Annotated in this window: 13 protein-coding genes; 5 read left to right on the forward strand and 8 right to left on the reverse strand. The window is 38.2% G+C overall.

Annotated elements, in window-relative coordinates:
• Positions 1-61: 61 nt before the first annotated feature.
• The 6 genes from bla to IW16_RS19045 form a co-directional block, all read right to left on the reverse strand.
• Positions 62-817: a subclass B1 metallo-beta-lactamase gene (gene bla / locus IW16_RS19020; protein WP_034748145.1), complete on the reverse strand. Its 756-nt coding sequence runs from the start codon at positions 815-817 to the stop codon at positions 62-64.
• A 147-nt stretch (positions 818-964) separates the two neighbouring features.
• A complete protein-coding gene (locus IW16_RS19025; protein ID WP_034748148.1) occupies positions 965-1,483 on the reverse strand; it encodes a hypothetical protein in 519 nt (172 codons plus the stop codon).
• Between the two features lie 216 nt (positions 1,484-1,699).
• Positions 1,700-2,893, reverse strand: coding sequence for an efflux RND transporter periplasmic adaptor subunit (locus tag IW16_RS19030; RefSeq protein ID WP_034748150.1), 1,194 nt, complete (start codon positions 2,891-2,893; stop codon positions 1,700-1,702).
• Positions 2,894-3,016: 123 nt separating this feature from the next.
• The gene (locus IW16_RS19035; protein WP_034748153.1) at positions 3,017-4,288 is read right to left on the reverse strand and encodes an ABC transporter permease; all 1,272 of its coding nucleotides are present in this window, start codon (positions 4,286-4,288) and stop codon (positions 3,017-3,019) included.
• A gap of 104 nt (positions 4,289-4,392) precedes the next feature.
• Entirely contained in the window at positions 4,393-5,622 is a 1,230-nt protein-coding gene (locus tag IW16_RS19040) for an ABC transporter permease (RefSeq protein WP_034748156.1), read from the reverse strand.
• A gap of 114 nt (positions 5,623-5,736) precedes the next feature.
• Positions 5,737-6,426 (reverse strand): ABC transporter ATP-binding protein, encoded by a 690-nt coding sequence (locus IW16_RS19045; protein WP_034748159.1) that lies wholly within the window; start codon positions 6,424-6,426, stop codon positions 5,737-5,739.
• A 426-nt stretch (positions 6,427-6,852) separates the two neighbouring features.
• Between IW16_RS19045 and IW16_RS19050 the strand changes: the two genes are divergently transcribed.
• From IW16_RS19050 to IW16_RS19070, 5 genes are all read left to right on the forward strand, one after another.
• A complete protein-coding gene (locus IW16_RS19050; RefSeq protein WP_034748162.1) occupies positions 6,853-7,827 on the forward strand; it encodes a ribonucleotide-diphosphate reductase subunit beta in 975 nt (324 codons plus the stop codon).
• A gap of 119 nt (positions 7,828-7,946) precedes the next feature.
• Positions 7,947-8,234, forward strand: coding sequence for a hypothetical protein (locus tag IW16_RS19055; protein WP_034748165.1), 288 nt, complete (start codon positions 7,947-7,949; stop codon positions 8,232-8,234).
• Between the two features lie 48 nt (positions 8,235-8,282).
• A complete protein-coding gene (locus tag IW16_RS19060; protein WP_262484384.1) occupies positions 8,283-9,950 on the forward strand; it encodes a ribonucleoside-diphosphate reductase subunit alpha in 1,668 nt (555 codons plus the stop codon).
• 694 nt (positions 9,951-10,644) lie between these two features.
• Positions 10,645-11,217, forward strand: a complete 573-nt coding sequence (locus IW16_RS19065; RefSeq protein WP_034748170.1) for a hypothetical protein — start codon at positions 10,645-10,647, stop codon at positions 11,215-11,217.
• A 6-nt stretch (positions 11,218-11,223) separates the two neighbouring features.
• A complete protein-coding gene (locus IW16_RS19070; protein ID WP_034748173.1) occupies positions 11,224-12,792 on the forward strand; it encodes a hypothetical protein in 1,569 nt (522 codons plus the stop codon).
• A 196-nt stretch (positions 12,793-12,988) separates the two neighbouring features.
• Here IW16_RS19070 and IW16_RS19075 read toward each other — a convergent pair whose 3' ends face one another.
• Together IW16_RS19075 and IW16_RS19080 are read right to left on the reverse strand one after the other, a co-directional pair.
• Positions 12,989-16,174, reverse strand: a complete 3,186-nt coding sequence (locus IW16_RS19075; RefSeq protein WP_034748176.1) for a TonB-dependent receptor — start codon at positions 16,172-16,174, stop codon at positions 12,989-12,991.
• Between the two features lie 374 nt (positions 16,175-16,548).
• Complete coding sequence (locus tag IW16_RS19080; RefSeq protein WP_034748179.1) at positions 16,549-20,160, reverse strand: hypothetical protein; 3,612 nt, start codon at positions 20,158-20,160, stop codon at positions 16,549-16,551.
• Positions 20,161-20,197 lie beyond the last annotated feature (37 nt).

Here is a 20,197-nt window from a genome sequence, read left to right on the forward strand (position 1 = left end):
CAGTCGATTACAAATCTGTAAAAATTTAAAATCAGCTATCTATCAATGAATTTATAGGACATCAGTTACTTTTAAACAGTTTGATTGTATAGTCCAGAAGTTCTCCTCCTCCTACCTCCCCATGTCCAGGAATAACAATTTTGACGTCAGGATATTCAGCTTTTACTTTTTCAACCGTCTGAGACCAGGTTTGGACATTGGCATCTCCAAGATACCCTTTTGAGGCATCCATTTCTTTAATAAGACAGCCTCCGAACATCGCTTTTTCGTCAGGAACATAAGCAACGACATTGTCTTTGGTATGCCCTTCTCCAAAGTATTTTACTAAAACCTTATACCGTCCTGCCTTTACCGTAATAGTATCATTAAATCCGTGACCTGGAACACCAAAGCCCGTTTGTTTTTTTGCCAGCTCGATGGTCAGATAATCAGCATAAGAGGGAATATTATTTTTATCAAATTCTTTCAGACCTCCTAAACTGTCATCGTGAAAATGAGTAACCACTAAAGCATTGACTTTTGAGTGAAGGTTATTTTCAACCCAGGAAATTAACTCTTCAGAGCTTTTATCATTGGTCGGAGTATCCAGAATTACGGTTTCATTTCCATCTTTTACGATCATTCCGTTGCAGGGAACCCTTCCAAAAGATTCAGTATCTTTAAATGATATATGCTCATAAATATTATCCGATAACTGAATAACAGACAGGTTATCCGTTTTATACACTACTTTAGATTCCTTCTCTTTTTTGTGTGGACTGCAGCTTAAAAGAAACAACACTGAGGAGAAATATAAAATTTTAGAACGTGTTTTCATATAGACTGTTTATATATATTGAAATTAAAAAATATTTCATGCTGTGAAGTAATAAAACACAGTTAATTGAGTGTTAGCATCCATATTTCTTCTTTTTAATTATTTGCACATAGATCTACATGGAAAAATCATTACAGCAAACTATCTTTATTTAATCAGGTTTATATAATCACCCTCATCATTATTACACGGAATAAATATTTGCTCAGGTATTTCATCAGTAAAATCTACAGTTTGTATTTGTTTGCAATCACTAGACATATTAGAGAAAATGAGAACATTTCCTTTCAAAACAGGCATGTCTATCCCTTGCATATAATAATATCCTATCTTGTTATATTCAGTGTCATAGAAAATTAAATAATTATTGAGTTGCGGAGATTTGTACCCCGATAAAATCGTCTTGTAAAGAAGTAAATATTTTTTCTGTCTCACTTCTAAAGTTCCAAGAAAAGTATAACTATACACCTTAATTTTATCTTTTGAGGAATTCAGTTTCATTTCAATATTTTCATTGACCTTACTATTTTTCAATATCAAAATTTCGAAACCTTCTACAAAGCTCTTGTCTTTTTCTTTTTGAGTGCAGGAGAAAAACAATAGGAAAAATACCCAAAAAAACCTGAAATTAATATTATAATTCATTATTACCAGTAAAACATTCATTATTTACAGATTTCAATCCGCTGACACTACCCCCCCAAAAAAAAACATTTTTGAACAGATGTAATAGGATTTAAATTTTCGCCGTACACACCTGCACATATCATTATTTTAGTCAAATTTACCAATTCCATTTTAGAGATAACCAGAACTTATTAACAAAAAAATCCTGAGAAAATTTCCTCAGGATCTTACAATTAAATATATAGTGATTGTTTACTATTTTTTCTTTTCTTTAAGTTCTTCTTTGTCTTTATCTGAAGGGTTCCACACTTTGACTTCAGAGTCTTTGGTAATTCCTGAAAGGATCTGTACATTGATTCCATCGCTGGCACCTAATTTCACATATACTTTCTTGAACGTTCCATCCTTCTGTTTCACTTCTACAAAAGGAGTATCTTTTCCATTTTTCTTTTCATACTGAACTAATGATTCATCCAATAACAATGCATTCTTTTCAGATTTAAGAACAATTTCCCCGTTGGCAGAAAATCCAGCTCTGATGTATTCGTTGTTTGGATTGGTCACATCTCCTTCCACCGGAAATTTAATTGTTCCCAAATTATCTTTTCCTTTAGGAGCAATCATCGTCAGTTTCCCCGGGAACGTTTTGTTCTGAAGGGCACCGATTACGATCTTCATATCCATTCCCTGTTTTAGTTTTCCAGCCTGCGCTTCGTCTATTTCCCCCTGGAAGATCAAAGAATTAAGATCTGCAATAGAACAGATTGTTGTACCTGCATTGAACGAGTTGGCTTCAATCACCTGACTTCCTACTTTTACAGGAACTTCAAGAACAGTCCCTGATGCTTTGGAACGGATCTGTGTCGTTGCCAGTCCCTGAAGTTCAGGAGTAGCCCCCGTTTTTACAATCTGCAATCTTTTTTGAGCCGTAGCCAGCTGCTGATTGGCATTTCTAAGAGTCTGCTGTTGGGTATACAACTGCTGCTGTGAGTTTAAATACTCCTGCTTGGAAATAACCCCCTGCTTGTACAGTTTTTCCTGCATCGAATATTGCTTCTGCATATTATCAACATTCAACTTGGCATTACTGATCTGCAGTTGGGAATTCACTACTTCCTGCTGAGCATTGTTAACATCAGCAATATTAGGGATGATTCTTACTGTAGCGATCAACTGTCCTGCCGTCACCTTATCTCCTTCATCTACCAAAATTTTATCAATAATTCCCGCAATGTTCGGCTTGATCTCAATTTCTTCTTTCGGAACGATTTTTCCGGTGGCCATTACCTTATCTTCCATGTTCTGGTAGCTTGGTTTTCTGGTCAGGAAAGCTTCACTTTCTTTAGAATTTGATTTCACGAGATACCCGATCCCGGAGAACAATGCCACTGCAAATAAAAGCCCCAGTACAATATAAATGGCTTTTTTCCAAGTGAATTTCTTTTTCATATATCTAGTTTATTTTTTACTGTTAAGGTAGAAATGAATGAAAGAATTTAAAATATCTAAGAATGTAAATGTTTTAAATCGGTCATCAATTTCAAGTTATTTTATTGTCAAATTAACACTTCATTATTCTGATCTCAAGGCCTCAATTGGTCTGATCTTTACTGCACGCTGTGCCGGAATCATCCCTATAATCAGTCCCAGAACAACCATTACTGCCATGGCTCCAAATACATTTCCATAATTAACTGTTGGATTATAGAAAGGAAATTCATCCTGATTCTGAGTTAGTGCATTCAAAATAATGAGCACAAAAATCCCACACATAAACCCGAGAATTCCCGAGGACAGTGTAATTACAACACTTTCGAGAAGAATCTGATTTCTTACTTCGGCTGGCTTGGCTCCTAATGCCCTTCGTATTCCGATTTCTTTTGTTCTTTCTTTTACAGTGATCAAAAGGATATTCGAGATGGCGATCACTCCCGCAAGAATGGTCAGTGTTCCAACAATAATGGTTAAAAGCTGCATCCCCGTAAGGAATCCTGTCAGTTTTTTAAATTCTTTTCCCAAATTGAAACTTCCAAAGGCATTGGTATCTTCAGGAGATACTTTATTTTTCGTTTTCAGTACCTGCTTTACCCCTTCTTCTACTCCATTCACATTGGCATTGGGTTTACTTACTATAGCAAACATATCAATCTGTTCCCCCGCATTATACATTTTGGTATATGTTGAAAGCGGAATAAATGCTGTCTGATCATTTTCAAAACCGCCTCCTTTTTTAACTCGGAAAACACCAATTACATTAAAGAATATACCTTTTATATTCACCTGTTTTCCAACAGGGTTTTCCTTTTTCTTGGCATCAAAGAAGTTTTTGTAAATTTCTTCTCCAATCACTACCACATTCTTATTTCCCATCACATCGGCATCATTGATATACCGTCCGAAAATAAGCTTCTTTTCAGAAATTTTATTTCCTATCGAATAATCTCCCGTAAGAGAATAAGTACCGTTTTTACCATTTCTTGACATGGATTCACCGGGTGTTCCCGTAAAGCTTCCTCTTGCATTTTGTGGTGAGATATAATCGATCGCCGTTATTTTTCTTTTCAGCATATCCATATCGGATAATTTCAGATGCACTTCCCTTCCCTTAGGAAATCCATCGTATGGAATAGAGGTTTTCTGAGCCCAAAGAAAAATAGAATTGGTCGCAAATCCGGAAAACAATTTATCAAATCCATTTTCCACCCCCTTTGCCGCTCCCAGAAGACTCACATACAAAAACATTCCCCAGCCTACACCAATCATGGTAAGGAACGTACGAAGCTTATTATTCCTCAAAGAATAATAAATTTCCTGCCAAGTATCTTTTTTAAATAAAATGTTCACTTCTTTGAGTTATAAGTTTATACTATTTATTAAATGATGAACGACTATTAATAATTAACTTTTTTGATTCAAAGCATTTTGTCAGGTCATCAGATATCATATTATTATTCGGTTCTTAATGCCTCTATCGGCTTGATTCTCGAAGCTCTGTATGCCGGAACGAATCCTGCAATAAGTCCTGAAAATACCAGAGCGATAAATGCCATAAAAATAGTCACCCAGCCTACACTCGGACTTTTTATGAAATATTCTTCGAGACTGTCTCCTATCAAACTCAGCACCAGTACTCCAACTCCAACTCCAACAATACCTGAAACTACCGTGATCACAACACTCTCCTGCACAATCAGCGCTACAATACTTCTCGGTTTGGCACCGATTGCTTTACGGACACCGATCTCTTTGGTTCTTTCTTTTACGATATACACCATGATATTACTGATTCCTATAATTCCGGCCAGCAAAGTTCCCAATCCAATAAAACCTACAATAATCGTAAGCACAGCCATAAACTGGAACGTTTCATTCATGTTCTTGGCATTGTTCCAGACACGGATTCCGTTTTCATCATCGGGAGCAACATTTTTTCTGGCTTTTAGCCTGTCCTTAAGTTCGTCCCCATATTTAATGGCTTCCTCAGGAGTTAGTTTCTGATTATAGGCAATATAGGCAGTGGATACAGTATCTGAACCTTTTTTCATTTGCTGAAGGGTCGTAATAGGAACGACAATATGTCTTTCATCCCAGTCTCCACCGTCATCAGAAAAAACGCCTACCACTTTGAACATGGTCCCGTTAATATTCAGATCCTTTCCCACCGGACTTCCGTTCTTGATCAGGTCACGCTGAACCATTCTTCCGATTACCGCAACGTTCTGTTTTCTGGCAAGGTCCATAGAGGTCAGATAACGTCCGTCCAGCATCTTTCTGTTCTCAATCACCTGTTCTCCCGGTTCTGCACCGTTTACCTGATAAGTACCGCTTTCTTTACCGTATTTTATCATTAAGCTTGTACTGTATCTCGGACTGGCATCACCAACTTTTTCTTTATCGGTATTGATCAGAAAATCGTAATCGTCATTATTCATCGTAACGGTCCTATCGGACTGAAGCCCTTTATAAGCCATCGTAGTTTTACCGGTATAGATCGTGATAAGATTCTGAGCATCTCTTGCAAAGCCTTCTGTAAAAGCATTTTGCAATCCCTTTCCTATTCCGAAAAGAACAACAAAAATAAACAGCCCCAAGGCTACCGTAAACCCCGAAAGCACCGTCCGCAATACATTACTGCGAATAGAACTGAATATTTCCTGCCAACGATCTAGGTCAAACATAGTTTTTTATTTTTTACTTTGTAAAAAGTCAATTAACTGCTTAGCAAATTTTCTTCGAAGTCAATTAACTCTATTGTCAATGGTAAAGTTATTTTTACAATATTCACATCTCACTTATAAAACGATCTGTTTGATAAACTCATCACTTTCGATGATCCCATCTTTCAGTATTACGTTTCTTTTCGTCTGTGCGGCTACATCAGGCTCATGAGTTACAACGATAATGGTTCTTCCTTCATTATTGATATCCTGAAGAAGCTTCATAATATCATGTGTTGTTTTTGAATCCAATGCACCGGTTGGCTCATCTGCCAGAACCACTTTTGGGTCAGTGATCAGAGCTCTTGCAATAGCTACCCTTTGTTTCTGTCCCCCGGAAAGCTCATTGGGTAAATGATCTGCCCATTGTGCAAGACCTACTTTCTCCAAATATTCCATCGCTTTCTTGTTACGCTCTTTTCTGGGAACATTCTGGTAATATAAAGGAAGCGCTACGTTTTCCAGCGCTGTTTTATAGCCGATCAGGTTGAAAGACTGAAATATAAAGCCCAGGAATTTGCTTCTGTATTCAGCTGCTTTTACTTCAGATAAATGCTCAATAGGAACGTTGTCCAACTCATAAGTCCCGGAATCTTTTTCATCCAGAATACCAATGATATTAAGAAGTGTAGACTTTCCGGACCCGGAACTTCCCATAATAGAAACAAACTCGCCCTCGGAAATATTTAGATTAATTCCCTTGAGAACGTGCAGTTTGCTTTTCCCCGTGTCATATGACTTATGTAAATCCTGAATTACTAACATTAAGTGATGCTTGTTTTATACCCATATAAGTAGATGATATTTTCAATTTGTTACAAGAACAATAATATATTCGAATATTTTATTGTTTAATTAATTTACTGTTTGTTTATAGTACTTTACGCAAAACTGTTTAACTGTAACTTTAATTTTTCATTTATTTTTTACTCATAACCCTGTCTAAGCCATTATCCGCGCTGGTTTCATGTAAATGTGGAAAACTTTTACAGTTAAAACTCAGCCAATTAGTATTTACCCCTTTCAAAATCAGTTCTTTTTTTCGAACTTTGTCATTAGTTCTTTACAAGAAACCGACACTTATGAATGTGAATATGTTTCAAATGTAAATACCAAACATACAAGAAGTTAAGCATTACTTCAATGTTATCCACAGTAATGCTGATTATTTAATTTTAAAGCTATTTTAATATGGGAATTTTCGATAAGAGAGTAAGTTACAAGCCATTTGAATACCCTGAGGTTCTTCAGTTTGTAGAGGCGATCAACAAATCGTTCTGGGTGCATTCGGAAGTGGATTTTACTGCAGATGTTCAGGATTTTCATTCGCAGTTAGAGCCACACGAAAAACACGCTGTGAGAAATGCGCTTTTGGCCATTGCACAGATCGAGGTGTCTGTAAAGACATTCTGGGGAAACCTATACAACCACTTACCAAAACCTGAATTGAATGGCCTGGGAGCTACTTTTGCAGAATGTGAATTCCGTCATTCCGAAGCCTATTCCCGATTGGTAGAGGTATTGGGGTACAACGAAGAATTTACAAATGTTATAGAAATTCCTGCGGTAAAAAAGAGAATTGACTTCCTTTCAAATGTTCTGAAACATGCCAATTCGACAACACCGAAAGAATATGTATCCTCTCTCTTATTATTCAGTATCCTGATTGAAAATGTATCGCTTTTCTCACAATTTGCGATCATCCTTTCTTTCACAAGATTCAAAGGATATATGAAGAATGTTTCCAACATTATTGCATGGACTTCCATTGATGAGCAAATCCACGCTAATGCAGGAATCTATCTGATCAATAAAATCCGTGAGGAACAACCAGATCTATTAACAGATTCAGATATCGAGGACATCTATACATTGGTGGATCAATCTATTGAGCTGGAAGGAGAAATCTTAGACTGGATTTTTGAACTGGGAGAATTAAGCGTATTCTCAAAAGAAGATCTTCTGAACTTTATGAAATACCGTGTAGACGACAGTTTAAAGAAAATCAACATGGAAACCCGTTACAATGTTTCTCCTGAACAGTATCGTCCAATGAAATGGTTTGAAGAAGAAGTTTTTGCCAATTCTATGGATGATTTCTTTGCCAAAAGACCGGTAGATTATACGAAACACGATAAAAGTATTACAGCTAACGATTTGTTTTAAGGATAAAGCGCGAGCGAAGCGAGCGTCAAAACATGTAGTATGAACAATGTCATGAAGCATTTTGTCCTACTAAAACTCCTTACCCCCTCAGAGTAAACAATAAAGCAAAGCACAAAGAAATGATCAATGTAATCGTAACCTACACCGTAAAACCGGAATACGTTTCAGAGAACAAAACCCATATTCAAAATTTTTTGGATGATTTTAACAATTTAGATCAGGAGACATTTGAATATAAGGTTTTTGTAAAGGAAGACGGCGTTACTTTTTTACATTATTCAAACTATATCAATGAAGCGGTTCAACATGAGGTTTTAAATGTACCTTCTTTTAAGGAGTTTCAACGATTAAGAGATGAAAGCGGGCTAAACGGCACGCACCAAGTGGAAATATTACAATCAATATAAAAAGCAACAAAATTCCGGAGTATAAACACTGCTCCGGAATTCGAAAATATAACATCTATGGAAGAGCAAAATTCAAATATATGGTGGCTCAATGAAGAGTCTGAGCAGATGCTGAACAGAGGCTATCTGCTAAAAGGGGAAACTGTGGACGGAGCCATCGACAGAATCACCACTGCAGCTGCAAAAAAATTATACAAGCCGGAACTTCAGGCGGCATTCAAGGAAATGATCGTAAAAGGATGGATCAGCTTCTCTTCTCCGGTTTGGGCCAATATGGGAACACAGAGAGGTCTTCCAATTTCATGTTTTAACGTACACATTCCGGACAGCATTGAAGGCATTACTCACAAAATGGGTGAAGTGATCATGCAGACGAAAATCGGAGGTGGAACTTCAGGATATTTCGGAGAACTTAGAAACAGAGGAACTGCTGTAACAGATAACGGAAAATCTTCTGGAGCGGTTTCGTTCATGAAATTATTTGATACGGCAATGGACGTCGTTTCTCAGGGAGGCGTAAGAAGAGGGGCATTTGCTGCTTATCTGGATGTTGACCATGGTGATATTGAAGAATTCCTATCAATCAAAGATATCGGAAGTCCTATCCAAAATCTGTTTACAGGGATTTGCGTTCCTGATTACTGGATGCAGGATATGATTGACGGAGATATGGATAAGCGTAAAGTATGGGCAAGAGTTTTAGAAAGCCGTCAGCAGAAAGGTCTTCCTTATATTTTCTTTACCGATAACGTTAACAGAAACAAGCCGCAGGTTTATAAAGATCTGGGAATGACTGTCAATGCAAGTAACCTTTGCTCTGAGATCATGCTTCCTTCTACGAGAGAAGAATCTTTCATCTGCTGTTTATCTTCCATGAACCTGGAATTGTATGACGAGTGGAAAGATACAGATGCTGTAAAATTAGCCGTATACTTCCTGGATGCTGTTTTAACTGAATTTATCGAAAAAACAGAAGGAAACTATTATCTGCAGGGAGCCAGAAACTTCGCTTTGCGTCACAGAGCGCTTGGATTGGGAGTTTTAGGATACCACTCTTATTTACAGAAAAATATGATTCCGTTTGAAAGTTTTGAGGCGACCCAATTCAATGCAAGAGCTTTCAGACATATCAAAGAACAGGCGGAAACAGCTTCAAGAGAGTTGGCAAATATCTATGGTGAGCCGGAATTACTAAAAGGCTACGGATTGAGAAATACCACAACAATGGCTATTGCTCCTACGACTTCAAGCTCTGCGATCCTTGGACAGACTTCTCCGGGAATCGAGCCGTTTGCTTCCAATTATTATAAAGCAGGTCTTGCAAAAGGAAACTTTATGCGTAAGAACAAATATTTAGCTAAATTATTAGAAGAAAAAGGTCTTGATAATGAGGAAACGTGGAGAACGATCATGTTGAATCACGGTTCTGTACAGCATTTAAAAGAGCTTACAGACGAAGAGAAAGCAGTATTTAAAACATTCAAAGAAATCTCTCCGATGGAGATTATCTCTCAGGCTGCCCAAAGACAGCAGTACATCGATCAGGCTCAGTCCCTGAACTTACAGATCCCATCTACCATGCCTGTTAAAGATGTTAACTATCTTTACATCGAGGCTTGGAAAAAAGGAGTAAAAACTCTTTATTATCAGAGAAGTTCCTCTGTCTCAAAAGAAATGATGGTTAATTTTGTTAGCTGTTCAGCTTGTGAGGCTTAGTATTCGTCAATAATCAACTTCAGCATAGTAAAAAGCACGCTTTTCAGCGTGCTTTTTCATTGTATTATAATTTTAACAAAATTTTAACACCGTGTTAAAAAAAAGTTATTTTCCGGTAATCATTCACTAATACTGAGCATACAGCCCTTTCACTCCCTAAGCAGTGAATCAAGTCCCTTCAGTAACCATTTTTAGTTATTATTATGAAGCAATTTTATATACATTTGTTTAAAATATACTAACAAAACAGCACTTTGATAAAAAAATTAATTAACAATTAGAAAAATCCTTAGCATTAAATCAATCTAAAAATCGAATTGAATTTCTGATCAAAAAATTAATTGATTGAATGAACAGCAAAAAACATTGAATTAAATATTTACAAACAAAAACACCTATTCAGTTAAAATAATTCATTTGATTAAAGATTAAAAAAAATACAAATATTTAGAAAAACACAATCCTCTTAAGGAATAGAAAACCCCTCATACACCTAAAAATACACCAACAAACAGTCTTACACAAACCCCAAAGCGATCTGCCGGGATTTCCTCTTCCTTTTGACATTAAAAATAATCATAAACAAATATCATTTAAAACATAAAATAAACAAAATAATCAGATTAAACAATTAATTTCCTATTGGCAAGAAGTTTGTTAATAGATCAAAACACACAAAAAAAATTATTTCGAAATGAACAAAATTATTACTTTAATTTTGGTAATGGCTTTTTGCTCCATTACTGCGCAGGTGGGTATTAATACTTCTACACCTGACCAAAGCTCCGTATTAGATGTTACAAGTACCTCTAAAGGTGTTCTTCTCCCCAGAATAAGCAACGTTTCAACGATTACAACTCCCGCTACTGGACTGGTTATTTTCGATACTACCAAAAAATGTATCAGCCAGAATGTAGGAACTCCCGCCACTCCGGACTGGGTATGTCTTTCACCGTATGTAGCAAAATTTTTCTATATGCCGAGCGTAGTCTTTGATACGACCACTACGGGAACAGGACAGACAAAAGATCTTTATACCCTGTACAAAAACCAGTTTTCTAATGTCCCGACGAATGCAAGAAGTGCGTCAGCACCGGCATCAATTCCGTTTTTTCCCAATGCAGGAGATCTGTATTATTATGTGACAGGGTATGATAGCTCTGTTTTCAAGATAAACAGCATCAGCAGCACGGGTGTATTGAATTATGATGTCTTATCTAATGCTACTTCAGCATCTTTCATCAACATCGTATTTGTTGTAAAATAAGCAGCTATGAAAAAGAATTTTAAAGGGCTGTCTCTGATGAGCCTTGTTTTCACGATGCTTACAAACTTCATGTATGCGCAGACGGACAGTCTTGAAGTGGCTAGTATTTACGGGTTTTATTCCTATTCAAGTTCGCTGATGAATGCTTCTTCAGCATCCGAACTTACGATACAGGGAAATGCCTCCCATACAGCTACCGGAGTACAGCTTACTCCGGCGACTTCAGGACAGTTTGGAGGACTGTTTATCAACGGAAGATCTTTTACCTCTGTAAACGGGCTTCATGTTGAGTTTGAATATGACATGAAAACCGGGCTTCCGCTAAGCGGTACCTATGGCGACGGTTTATCATTTTTCCTTTATGATGGTGCGGTAACCAGCCCTACGATCGGGGCTGCCGGTGCCGGGCTTGGATATTCCTATAACAGGACTCAGAATACCTACTCGGCCCAAAGAAAGGCAGGCTTATCCGGGGCTTATCTGGGTATTGCTCTGGATGAGTTTGGAAATTTTAAATCTAAACGTTTTCAGGGGGATTCCAGAGTCAATGGTATTTCAGGTGTGACCTGGGGCCAGCCGACCAGCCATGTCACTTTAAGAGGGGCAAGAGGAGCAGCCCTTAATACGACAGGTCTGGGATTGGGATTTTCCGGATATCCTGTTTTGGTTACCCGTTCTACTTTAAGCAATACAGGAGTTGTAGGCAGAGTACTGCAGACAGACAGAAGCTATGCGGCTACTTCCAATTCTCTTGCTTCGGTATTCGATCTGAGAAACAGCGGAGGCGAATTCAGAAAAGTATATCTGGACCTGATTCCCCACTTTACAAGTCTTACTACGACAGATGGGTTTGATATTAAAGTGGACATCCAGACTACACAGAACGGAACACCGGTGAATATCATCAATTATTATCATTACAAAACTTCCGTTCCTTATACTGAAAATGCGAATCCACAGACAACGGATTTCAATACTTCAGATGTGGAAGGAACTGCTACCAACCAAACTTTGGACGCAACCGTTCCGGCTGTTTTAAAACTTGGTTTTGCTGCTGCAACAGGAGCGGCCTATCAACAGCATATTATCCGAAATGTGAAACTGACCCTTCCATATGCAGCTGTAACTAATGATGACGTGGCGACTACCTGCAAATTTCAGCCGGTATCTATTCCGGTTTTCAATAATGATATAGCCTATAAAGGTCCTATCAGCATTACCACACCACCAGTAGGAAGCAATACGAATATTGACTACAAAACCTTCAGTTTTACGAAAAGTGGTGACACGGATCTCGTTCTGTACCGAAAAAAGGTAACGCCACAGGGAACCTGGTCTTATAACAAATCTACAGGCATTGTGACCTTTACTCCTTCAAGTGGATTTACAGGAACTGCAACGATGACCTATACCGTAAAAGGAAAAACGGTAAAAGATTCAAGCGGAAAAATAACTGAACCCTATGGTGATACTGCTTACCGCTCGGTTCCGGCTACCATAACCGTCAATTTAAAAACTTCAGGATGTATTTATTCTGTAATCTCAAACAGAATGGTCACACAGGGGGTGAAATAAAAAACACAAATTCTATTATAAAAAAGCAGCAAAAACCATAGACATTTCTATGGTTTTTTGTTGTATTGATCTGATATGTTTTGTAGTCTGAGAAGTTAAATGATTACACCAATGTCTGGCTATGATATAAAAACAGCCCGGAAGAAAAATCCGGACTGCTGAAAAAATTATAAGTAAAAAAATGAAAGACGTATGATTAAAAATTATACCGGACACCCAGTTGTGCCTGGAATCTTGATGCAAACTGATCAATGGTGTAAGGAAGCCCCGGAGTTTTAAAATTGTAGGTAGGATCTCCTGCTCCCGCTTGGTTTGATGCCACATTTCCTACTTTTGTAAGTCCGACACTTGCTGTAGAATTAAATGTATTCGGTACAAAATAAACTTTACCCCAGTTTTTATTCAGCATATTGGTAAGATTGATGATGCTTAATGAAATCTGGATATTGTTTTTAGACTTTTCGCTGAGCCTGATCTCATCCATAATTTTGAAATCAGCCTGAATATTCCATGGTGTAACGTCACCATTCCTTTCTGTAAATCTGCCCCTTCTCGAGCTTAAATATTTATTCCCGCTTACAAAACTTTCATAGTCTGCAATTTGCTTCTCGGCAGAAACCAGTACATTTCCGGAAGTATCTTTTATAGGAACAATATATTTGGCCGCTTCGGCGGCATCTTTAAAGATGTAAGAAAGTCCTGCTGCCTGTCCTGTGTTGGCAATGGTACTGTTTACAAACCCCCAACTGAAAGGATTCCCCGACTGGGCATTAAAGTATACATTGGCAGACAGCCTGTTTGTTTTGGAAATATCCACGCCATACCCCAGATTGGCCACTACCCTGTTTTTGATGGCAAAATTAGAAGTGGTCAGTTTAGGATCGTTCGGGGTAAGCGACTGATTCATCTGCCAGTTGCTTTCCATAGAATTTCTGATTCCGTTGGTAATATCTTTGGCATCTCCATAGGTGTAGGCCACGAAGAAATTAAACCCGAACTGATAAGATTTCGAGACCTGAGCAGTCAGGTTGTAGCGGTATCCTTCTTTGGTATTGGACAGCATATAGGCATTGGAAAAGTTACTGTTGATATTGGTAGTGTAAACCGGCATTTCATGATTCACATCATAAGTATAATAGGTCACATTATCGGTTTTATTGACCTGCTGGAATTTAAGATCATACAGTACTTTGGTATAAATTCCTTCCAGTGTCAGCTTATATCCGGCAAATGTATAATCCAGAGCCAGAGAACTTCTCCATACCCTTGGCATTTTAAAATTATTATCTACAAGATCTACCTGAACTTTGGAAGAGTTCTGCCACTTCGGGAAGTTACCACTCACCAGAGGATCACCGTTGGCAGCCAGCTGCGCAGCCGCAGGACCATTGTAATCGTAGCTTCCGAAACCTACTCCGTCATTATAATAGGCATATCCTAACCATGCAAAAGGAATTCTTCCTACAAATATACCTGAACCTCCTCTAAGGACTACCGATCTGTCTCCGGTCACATCGAATGTAAATCCTAATCTCGGAGATATAGTGGGTTTATTCAGATAATTATTGGTCAGCTGATTCAGAGGGGTGTAGGTATAGGTATTTCCGTAGCTGGAATCCTGAGGGGAGTTCTGTACCAACGGACTCAAACGCGGTTTGTCGGGCAGATCAGTATAATCTACTCTTACCCCAGGCGAAAGTCTCAGTCTTCCCCAATTGATTTCATCCTGAAAATACAGAGACAGAAGATTTACTTTATACTGTGCATACGGATTGTCAAAAAGGGCTTCCCTGCCTTCTCCTTTAAACGGATAGGTCCCTCTTATTCTGGAAGGATTGCCATTATAGAAATCATTTAAACTTTTATAAGAGATTCTTCCGTTCAAAGCATTGACAAAACCGTAATCGATATTGTACAACTCATTGTGGGTTCCTAAAAGGAATGTATGGTTTCCTCTTTTATAGGTAAGGTTGTCTGTGATCTCAAAAGTTTTCTGTTTCATATTGAAAACAGTAGCTTCCCTATCATTTCCAAGAAGAATCGTTCCTCCGTTATAAGCTATTTCTACCTGTGGAAACATAGCATTACCGGAAGTAGGATCTCTGTAATCGTGAATAGAAGAGTATCCCAACACCAGATTGTTATTCCACCTGTCATTAAAGCGGCTTTTAAGCTCCAGAGTGGTAGTGGACGCCGTATTTTTCTGAACGAAATCCATACTGGCAAACCTGAAATTGGCACCATCCCTTTCCAGATTTGAAGCCTGTGAAAACACGGTGTTGTTTTTGATGGACAGCGAGTGTTTGTCATTGATTTTCCAGTCCAGTTTATTGAAGAGCTTGGCGCTTTCGGAGAAGTTATTGTATCCGTCGAAGCTTCCTGTATTGAAGCCGTATTTATTCCGTACAAAATCAGAAATCTGCCCGGCTACCGCATCATTCACCAGAGCATTCGGATCATTGGCATTATAAAATACGGGATCTCTTCTCTTGGTGTATTCCAGATTCGAAAATAGAAATACTTTATCTTTTACCACAGGCAGCCCTATTCTCCCTCCGTAAATAACATCTTCAAAAGCTTTTGGCATTTTTGAGTTGTCTCCTATTCTGTTGTTTCCGGTAATAGCGGCATTCCTTCCATAGGCATAGATAGATCCCGTGACATCATTACTTCCGCTTCGGGTTACGGCATTGATACTCCCTCCAAGGAAATTTCCAAGCTTAACATCATAAGGGGCAATATAGACCTGCACATCCTGAATAGCATCCAGACTTATGGAATTGGAACGCGTACTGCTTCCGGGCATTCCAGATGTTCCGGTCTGTCCTCCCAGAGACGGACTGAAACCGATCGCATCGTTATTGATGGATCCGTCAATAGTAACGTTATTGTATCTGAAGTTGGTTCCGTTAAAAGAATTATTGGCGCTTTGTGGAACCAGTTTGGTAACATCCTGGATCCCTCTGTTGATATTGGGCAGCCCTGAGATCTGTGCCTGGCTGATGCCCACACCATATTTCACACTGGTCTTTTTGGAAGTAATCTTTACTTCATCAATGGTTTTTTCATTTCCTGTCACGTCCACGACGGGAAGATCGTTGTTTCCGAGTGACAGCTGAATTCCGGGATTGGAATAGATAACCCGTGATCCGTCTGATATTTCTATAGAATACGGTCCTCCAGGCTGAAGATTGTCTAAACTGAACTGTCCTTTGGTGTTGCTTTTTGTTTCAAAAGTACTGTTGGTAGGAATGTGCACTACCTTCACCGTAACTTCGGAAGAAGTTCCTTTTAGCCGTCCAAAAATTTTTGAACTGGTTTCCTGTGAAAATGCAAAACCAAACGATAATAAAGCAAAGGCACAGATTATTTTATTCTTCATGATTTTTTTATTGTTACAATTCTGATGCAAAATTAGACGTCATCCACATCAAGTATGGTAACATAGAATTAACATTATATAACAGAATGTTTAACATTTCCTTAAAAAAAACTTAATCAACATATCATAAATGAGTGAATACCTGAACGATTTTTCCTGATTTGACAAGGATAAAAATGAATAATTTCAGTATTAATCCAGCCATCTTTTACATCCTTTCAACAAATGACTTCTTTAAAAACAGGATAGCCATTGGTAAATAAATACTGCAGTACTTATCCATTTGGACCAAAAAAAACCGCAGGATTTCCTGCGGTTCATTGTAGTCATTATTATTATTTTTGATAAAGTCACATTTGACCAGAAAATAAGTTCTAATAATTTCTGACCGGTAAACCGGGATTGATCATACTCGGAACAAAGCTTTTCACCAAAATACTTTCTTCCACCATACAATAATCCGGTGATCCCGGAGCAGAATACTCCACCTTGACATGGTAAGTTCCATATCCGAAAGGTCTCATATCTAAAGCAGGCCCTGTTCCAATAGTCCCGGTATGAACCGGATCATTCATTTTAGACCATTGGTAGGTCGTGTAAGGAGTTCCATAGAATCCTGCTGAACTCAACATATAAGAGCTGGGGTCATTATCTTTAAACTTTGCAGCACTCCAGTTCTGGCCTTCAAATCCTGAAAAGGCACTGGGGTTATAGGTTTCAAACGTCATGTTTGAATTGTTTCCGGCGTTGGTAGATTTGCTTCCAAAGTTCAAGACTTTCCCGGAAGCATTGATATCTTTTGCATTTACAAAATCAAAATTTACGAAGTCTGCCATTATATTAAGATTGGCTTTGGTTCCTGTTGCAGAGCTTTTCAAAAATAGTATAAAGCAGGAGTTTCCACTAGCATATAACTGGTCTGTAACTGTCTGTGTACTTCCTGCATCCAGTGTATATGTCTTACCCGCAGTCAAGATTAATTCTTTGATTTGATTTTCCTTAACAAGATCTCCATTACCCTTAAACTCTACCCGGTTATAATATACTGCAGCAGATTGATTATTACCCAAAATTCCCTTAGTAGCCTCAAAGCTTATATTGTAGTAAATCTGCCCGGCATAAGGTTTTAATGTAGGCTGATTTCCTGAAAAATGAATATGTGAAGTTTCTGAATTTAGAGTTAATAAAGGGGAAGAAGCATTAAAATCGTAATCCAAATAAAAATCAGAACTCCCCATATTGATTACTCTTGCTTCTAATCCTAAATTCCCCCTATAAGAAGATATTTTTACAGTATAATTATTAGTATTAAGGGTTCCTGCAGTATGATATACCCCTCCTCCGGAGAAATCATCCAGCAAATCTACAGAAGTTTCTTCTTCAAAATAGATATTCAGATTATTAAGAAAGGAAACGCCATTACTTTTTATGGTTTTAGCGGTGTTGGTGTTGCGATAATACAAAGAACTGAAATTTAAAGAAATTACCATCCCCGACTGCCATTCTGAAGATCCGTAAATATTAAGTATTTTGCCATTACCATTTCCCTTTAAAACAGGGGGAACAGCACTTCCAGAAAATGTAATATCACGGCTGTAAGCCACAGCAGGCAGAATAATGGTTTTGTCAGATGTTGTAAATCCTGAATTTTCATCAAAAAAAACATTATCTGTAGTACCGGGAATGCAATACCCTCCTGAACCTCCGCTGGTCTGGGACCAGTGTACCTTATCATTCCAGTCTCCACTTCCTCCAACCCAATAGAGATTTCTAACTGCAGAAGCAGGAAAACTCCAGCCTGTATTATTTCCGTTATCTATAGACTGTAGAGCTGAAAAAATGGCTCCACCCGATGCCTGAATATCTTTCAGAATAGCTCTTGACACGTCAATACTTACCCCTATTGCTGCCATTAATTTCGCCTGCGTTCCACTGACTGAAGCATTGATGGTAATCCAGTCTCCACAATCAGGAGAAGAAGCTTTCAGGGAAGAAGTAATAATTTGTTTCTGACCGGATTCCAGGGTATAGGTCTTTCCAGCTGTTAAGATCAGTTCTTTGATTTGGTTCTGCCCTAATATCTCACCATTACTTTTAAACTCTACCTGGTTATAATACACTGTCCCCGTATGCCAATTCCCCAGTTTGCTCTGCGTACTCTCAAAGGTTACGTTATAATAAACCTGCCCGTCATAACAATTTAACTGAGAGGAAGTTCCCGAAAAATAAATGTGCGAAGTCCCTGAATTAAGAGTTAAAGCAGATGAAGAAGCACTAAAACCTGAAGTCAGATAAAAATCAGAACTCCCCATATTGATTACTCTTGCTTCTAATCCTAAATTCCCCCTATAAGAAGATATTTTTACGGTATAATTATGAGTAGTGAAGGTCCCGGCACTATGCATTATAGAACCACCAGAAAAATCATCCAGCAAATCTATGGAAGTCTCTTCCTCTAAAATAATTTCCATACCCTTAAGCAGGGAGACTCCGTTACTTTTTATGGTTTTGGCTGTGTTGGTATTCCGGTAATATAAAGAACTGGAGTTCAAAGAAATTATCATTCCTGCTTGCCATTCTGAAGATCCGTAAATATTAAGTATTTTTCCGGTACCGTTCCCTTGTAAAACTGGTGGAACAACACTTCCCGAGAAAGTAATGTCACGGCTGTACGCAACAGAAGATAAGGTAATGGTTTTATCAGATGCTGTAAATCCGGAATGACCATTAAAAAAAACATTATCTGAAGGTCCGGGAATACAATACCCTCCTGAACCTCCACTGGTCTGCGACCAGTGGGTCTTATCGCTCCAGTCTCCGCTTCCGCCGACCCAATATAAATTCTGATTCGAAGAAGCAGGAAAGTTCCACCCTGTATTATTTCCATCATCTGTTGATTGTACTGCTGTAAAAACGGCACCACCCGATGCCTCAATATCTTTCAGAATAACTCTTGATACATCAATGCTTACTCCGGGTGCTGCCACTAATTTTGCTTTGGTTCCAATACCTGAAGCATTAATGGTAATCCAGTCACCACAATCCGGCGCAGAAGCTTTCAGAGAAGAAGTAATGATTTGATTTCTGCTGGATTCCAAGGTATAAGCCTTACCTGCTGCTAAAATCAGTTCTTTGATCTGGTTGTCTTTAACCAGCTTTCCAGTATTTTTAAATTCTACCCTATTGTAATACACTGTCCCTGTCTGTTGATCCCCCAAACTTCCTGCATTATCTCCCTCAAAGCTTACATTATAATAGACCTGTCCGGTATAGGGACTTAATGAAGGTGAGTTTCCTGAAAGATGCAGGTGTGAAGTCCCTGCATTAATGCTTAATGAAAGCGAATTAGCTTTGAAACTTCCCTGAACATAAAAATCAGAGCTTCCCATATTGATTACTCTTGGTTTTGTCCCGGAGTTTCCATAATAGCCGAATATCTTGACAGTATAATTATGCGTATTGAATGTTCCTGCAGTATGATTCACACTCGAACTGGAAAAATCATCCAGCAAATCTATTGAGGTTTCTTCCTCAAAATAGACCGATGATTCTGTTAAAACTCCATTACTTTTTATCGTTTTAAGCGCATTGGTATTCCGGTAATATATAGAGGTTATACTGAGCATCATCCCGCTCTGCCACTCGGAAGATCCATAAATATTAAGAGATTTGCTATTTCCTTTTATTACAGGAGCTGTTGCGCTTCCCGAAAAAGTAATATTACGGCAGTTGGCATCAACATTCATGGTAATGGTTTTACTGGTGCCGGTAAATCCTGAATTACCGTCAAAAAAAACATTATCCACAGGCCCGGGCACTACAGAAGGAACTCCGGTTCCTCCCGATGTGGTCCGCCAATGGTTGATATCACTCCAGTTTCCGCTTCCGCCGACCCAGTAATAATTGGCAGCGAGTCCTTTTACAGAAAACAAAAAGAGCATTAAAAAAAAGAAAATATATTTAAAATTGTGTTTTTGTGTTGTCATAAGAATTATCTTTACTTTAATGGAGTGAAATACAATT

The sequence above is a fragment of the Chryseobacterium vrystaatense genome (assembly GCF_000737765.1).
Classification (GTDB): domain Bacteria; phylum Bacteroidota; class Bacteroidia; order Flavobacteriales; family Weeksellaceae; genus Chryseobacterium; species Chryseobacterium vrystaatense.

Bases quoted from the DNA above. Each gene is read 5' to 3' on its own strand.
- bla (WP_034748145.1), bottom strand. From the start codon at position 817: ATGAAAACACGTTCTAAAATTTTATATTTCTCCTCAGTGTTGTTTCTT.
- IW16_RS19025 (WP_034748148.1), bottom strand. From the start codon at position 1,483: ATGAATGTTTTACTGGTAATAATGAATTATAATATTAATTTCAGGTTT.
- IW16_RS19030 (WP_034748150.1), bottom strand. From the start codon at position 2,893: ATGAAAAAGAAATTCACTTGGAAAAAAGCCATTTATATTGTACTGGGG.
- IW16_RS19040 (WP_034748156.1), bottom strand. From the start codon at position 5,622: ATGTTTGACCTAGATCGTTGGCAGGAAATATTCAGTTCTATTCGCAGT.
- IW16_RS19045 (WP_034748159.1), bottom strand. From the start codon at position 6,426: ATGTTAGTAATTCAGGATTTACATAAGTCATATGACACGGGGAAAAGC.
- IW16_RS19050 (WP_034748162.1), top strand. From the start codon at position 6,853: ATGGGAATTTTCGATAAGAGAGTAAGTTACAAGCCATTTGAATACCCT.
- IW16_RS19055 (WP_034748165.1), top strand. From the start codon at position 7,947: ATGATCAATGTAATCGTAACCTACACCGTAAAACCGGAATACGTTTCA.
- IW16_RS19065 (WP_034748170.1), top strand. From the start codon at position 10,645: ATGAACAAAATTATTACTTTAATTTTGGTAATGGCTTTTTGCTCCATT.
- IW16_RS19070 (WP_034748173.1), top strand. From the start codon at position 11,224: ATGAAAAAGAATTTTAAAGGGCTGTCTCTGATGAGCCTTGTTTTCACG.
- IW16_RS19075 (WP_034748176.1), bottom strand. From the start codon at position 16,174: ATGAAGAATAAAATAATCTGTGCCTTTGCTTTATTATCGTTTGGTTTT.
- IW16_RS19080 (WP_034748179.1), bottom strand. From the start codon at position 20,160: ATGACAACACAAAAACACAATTTTAAATATATTTTCTTTTTTTTAATG.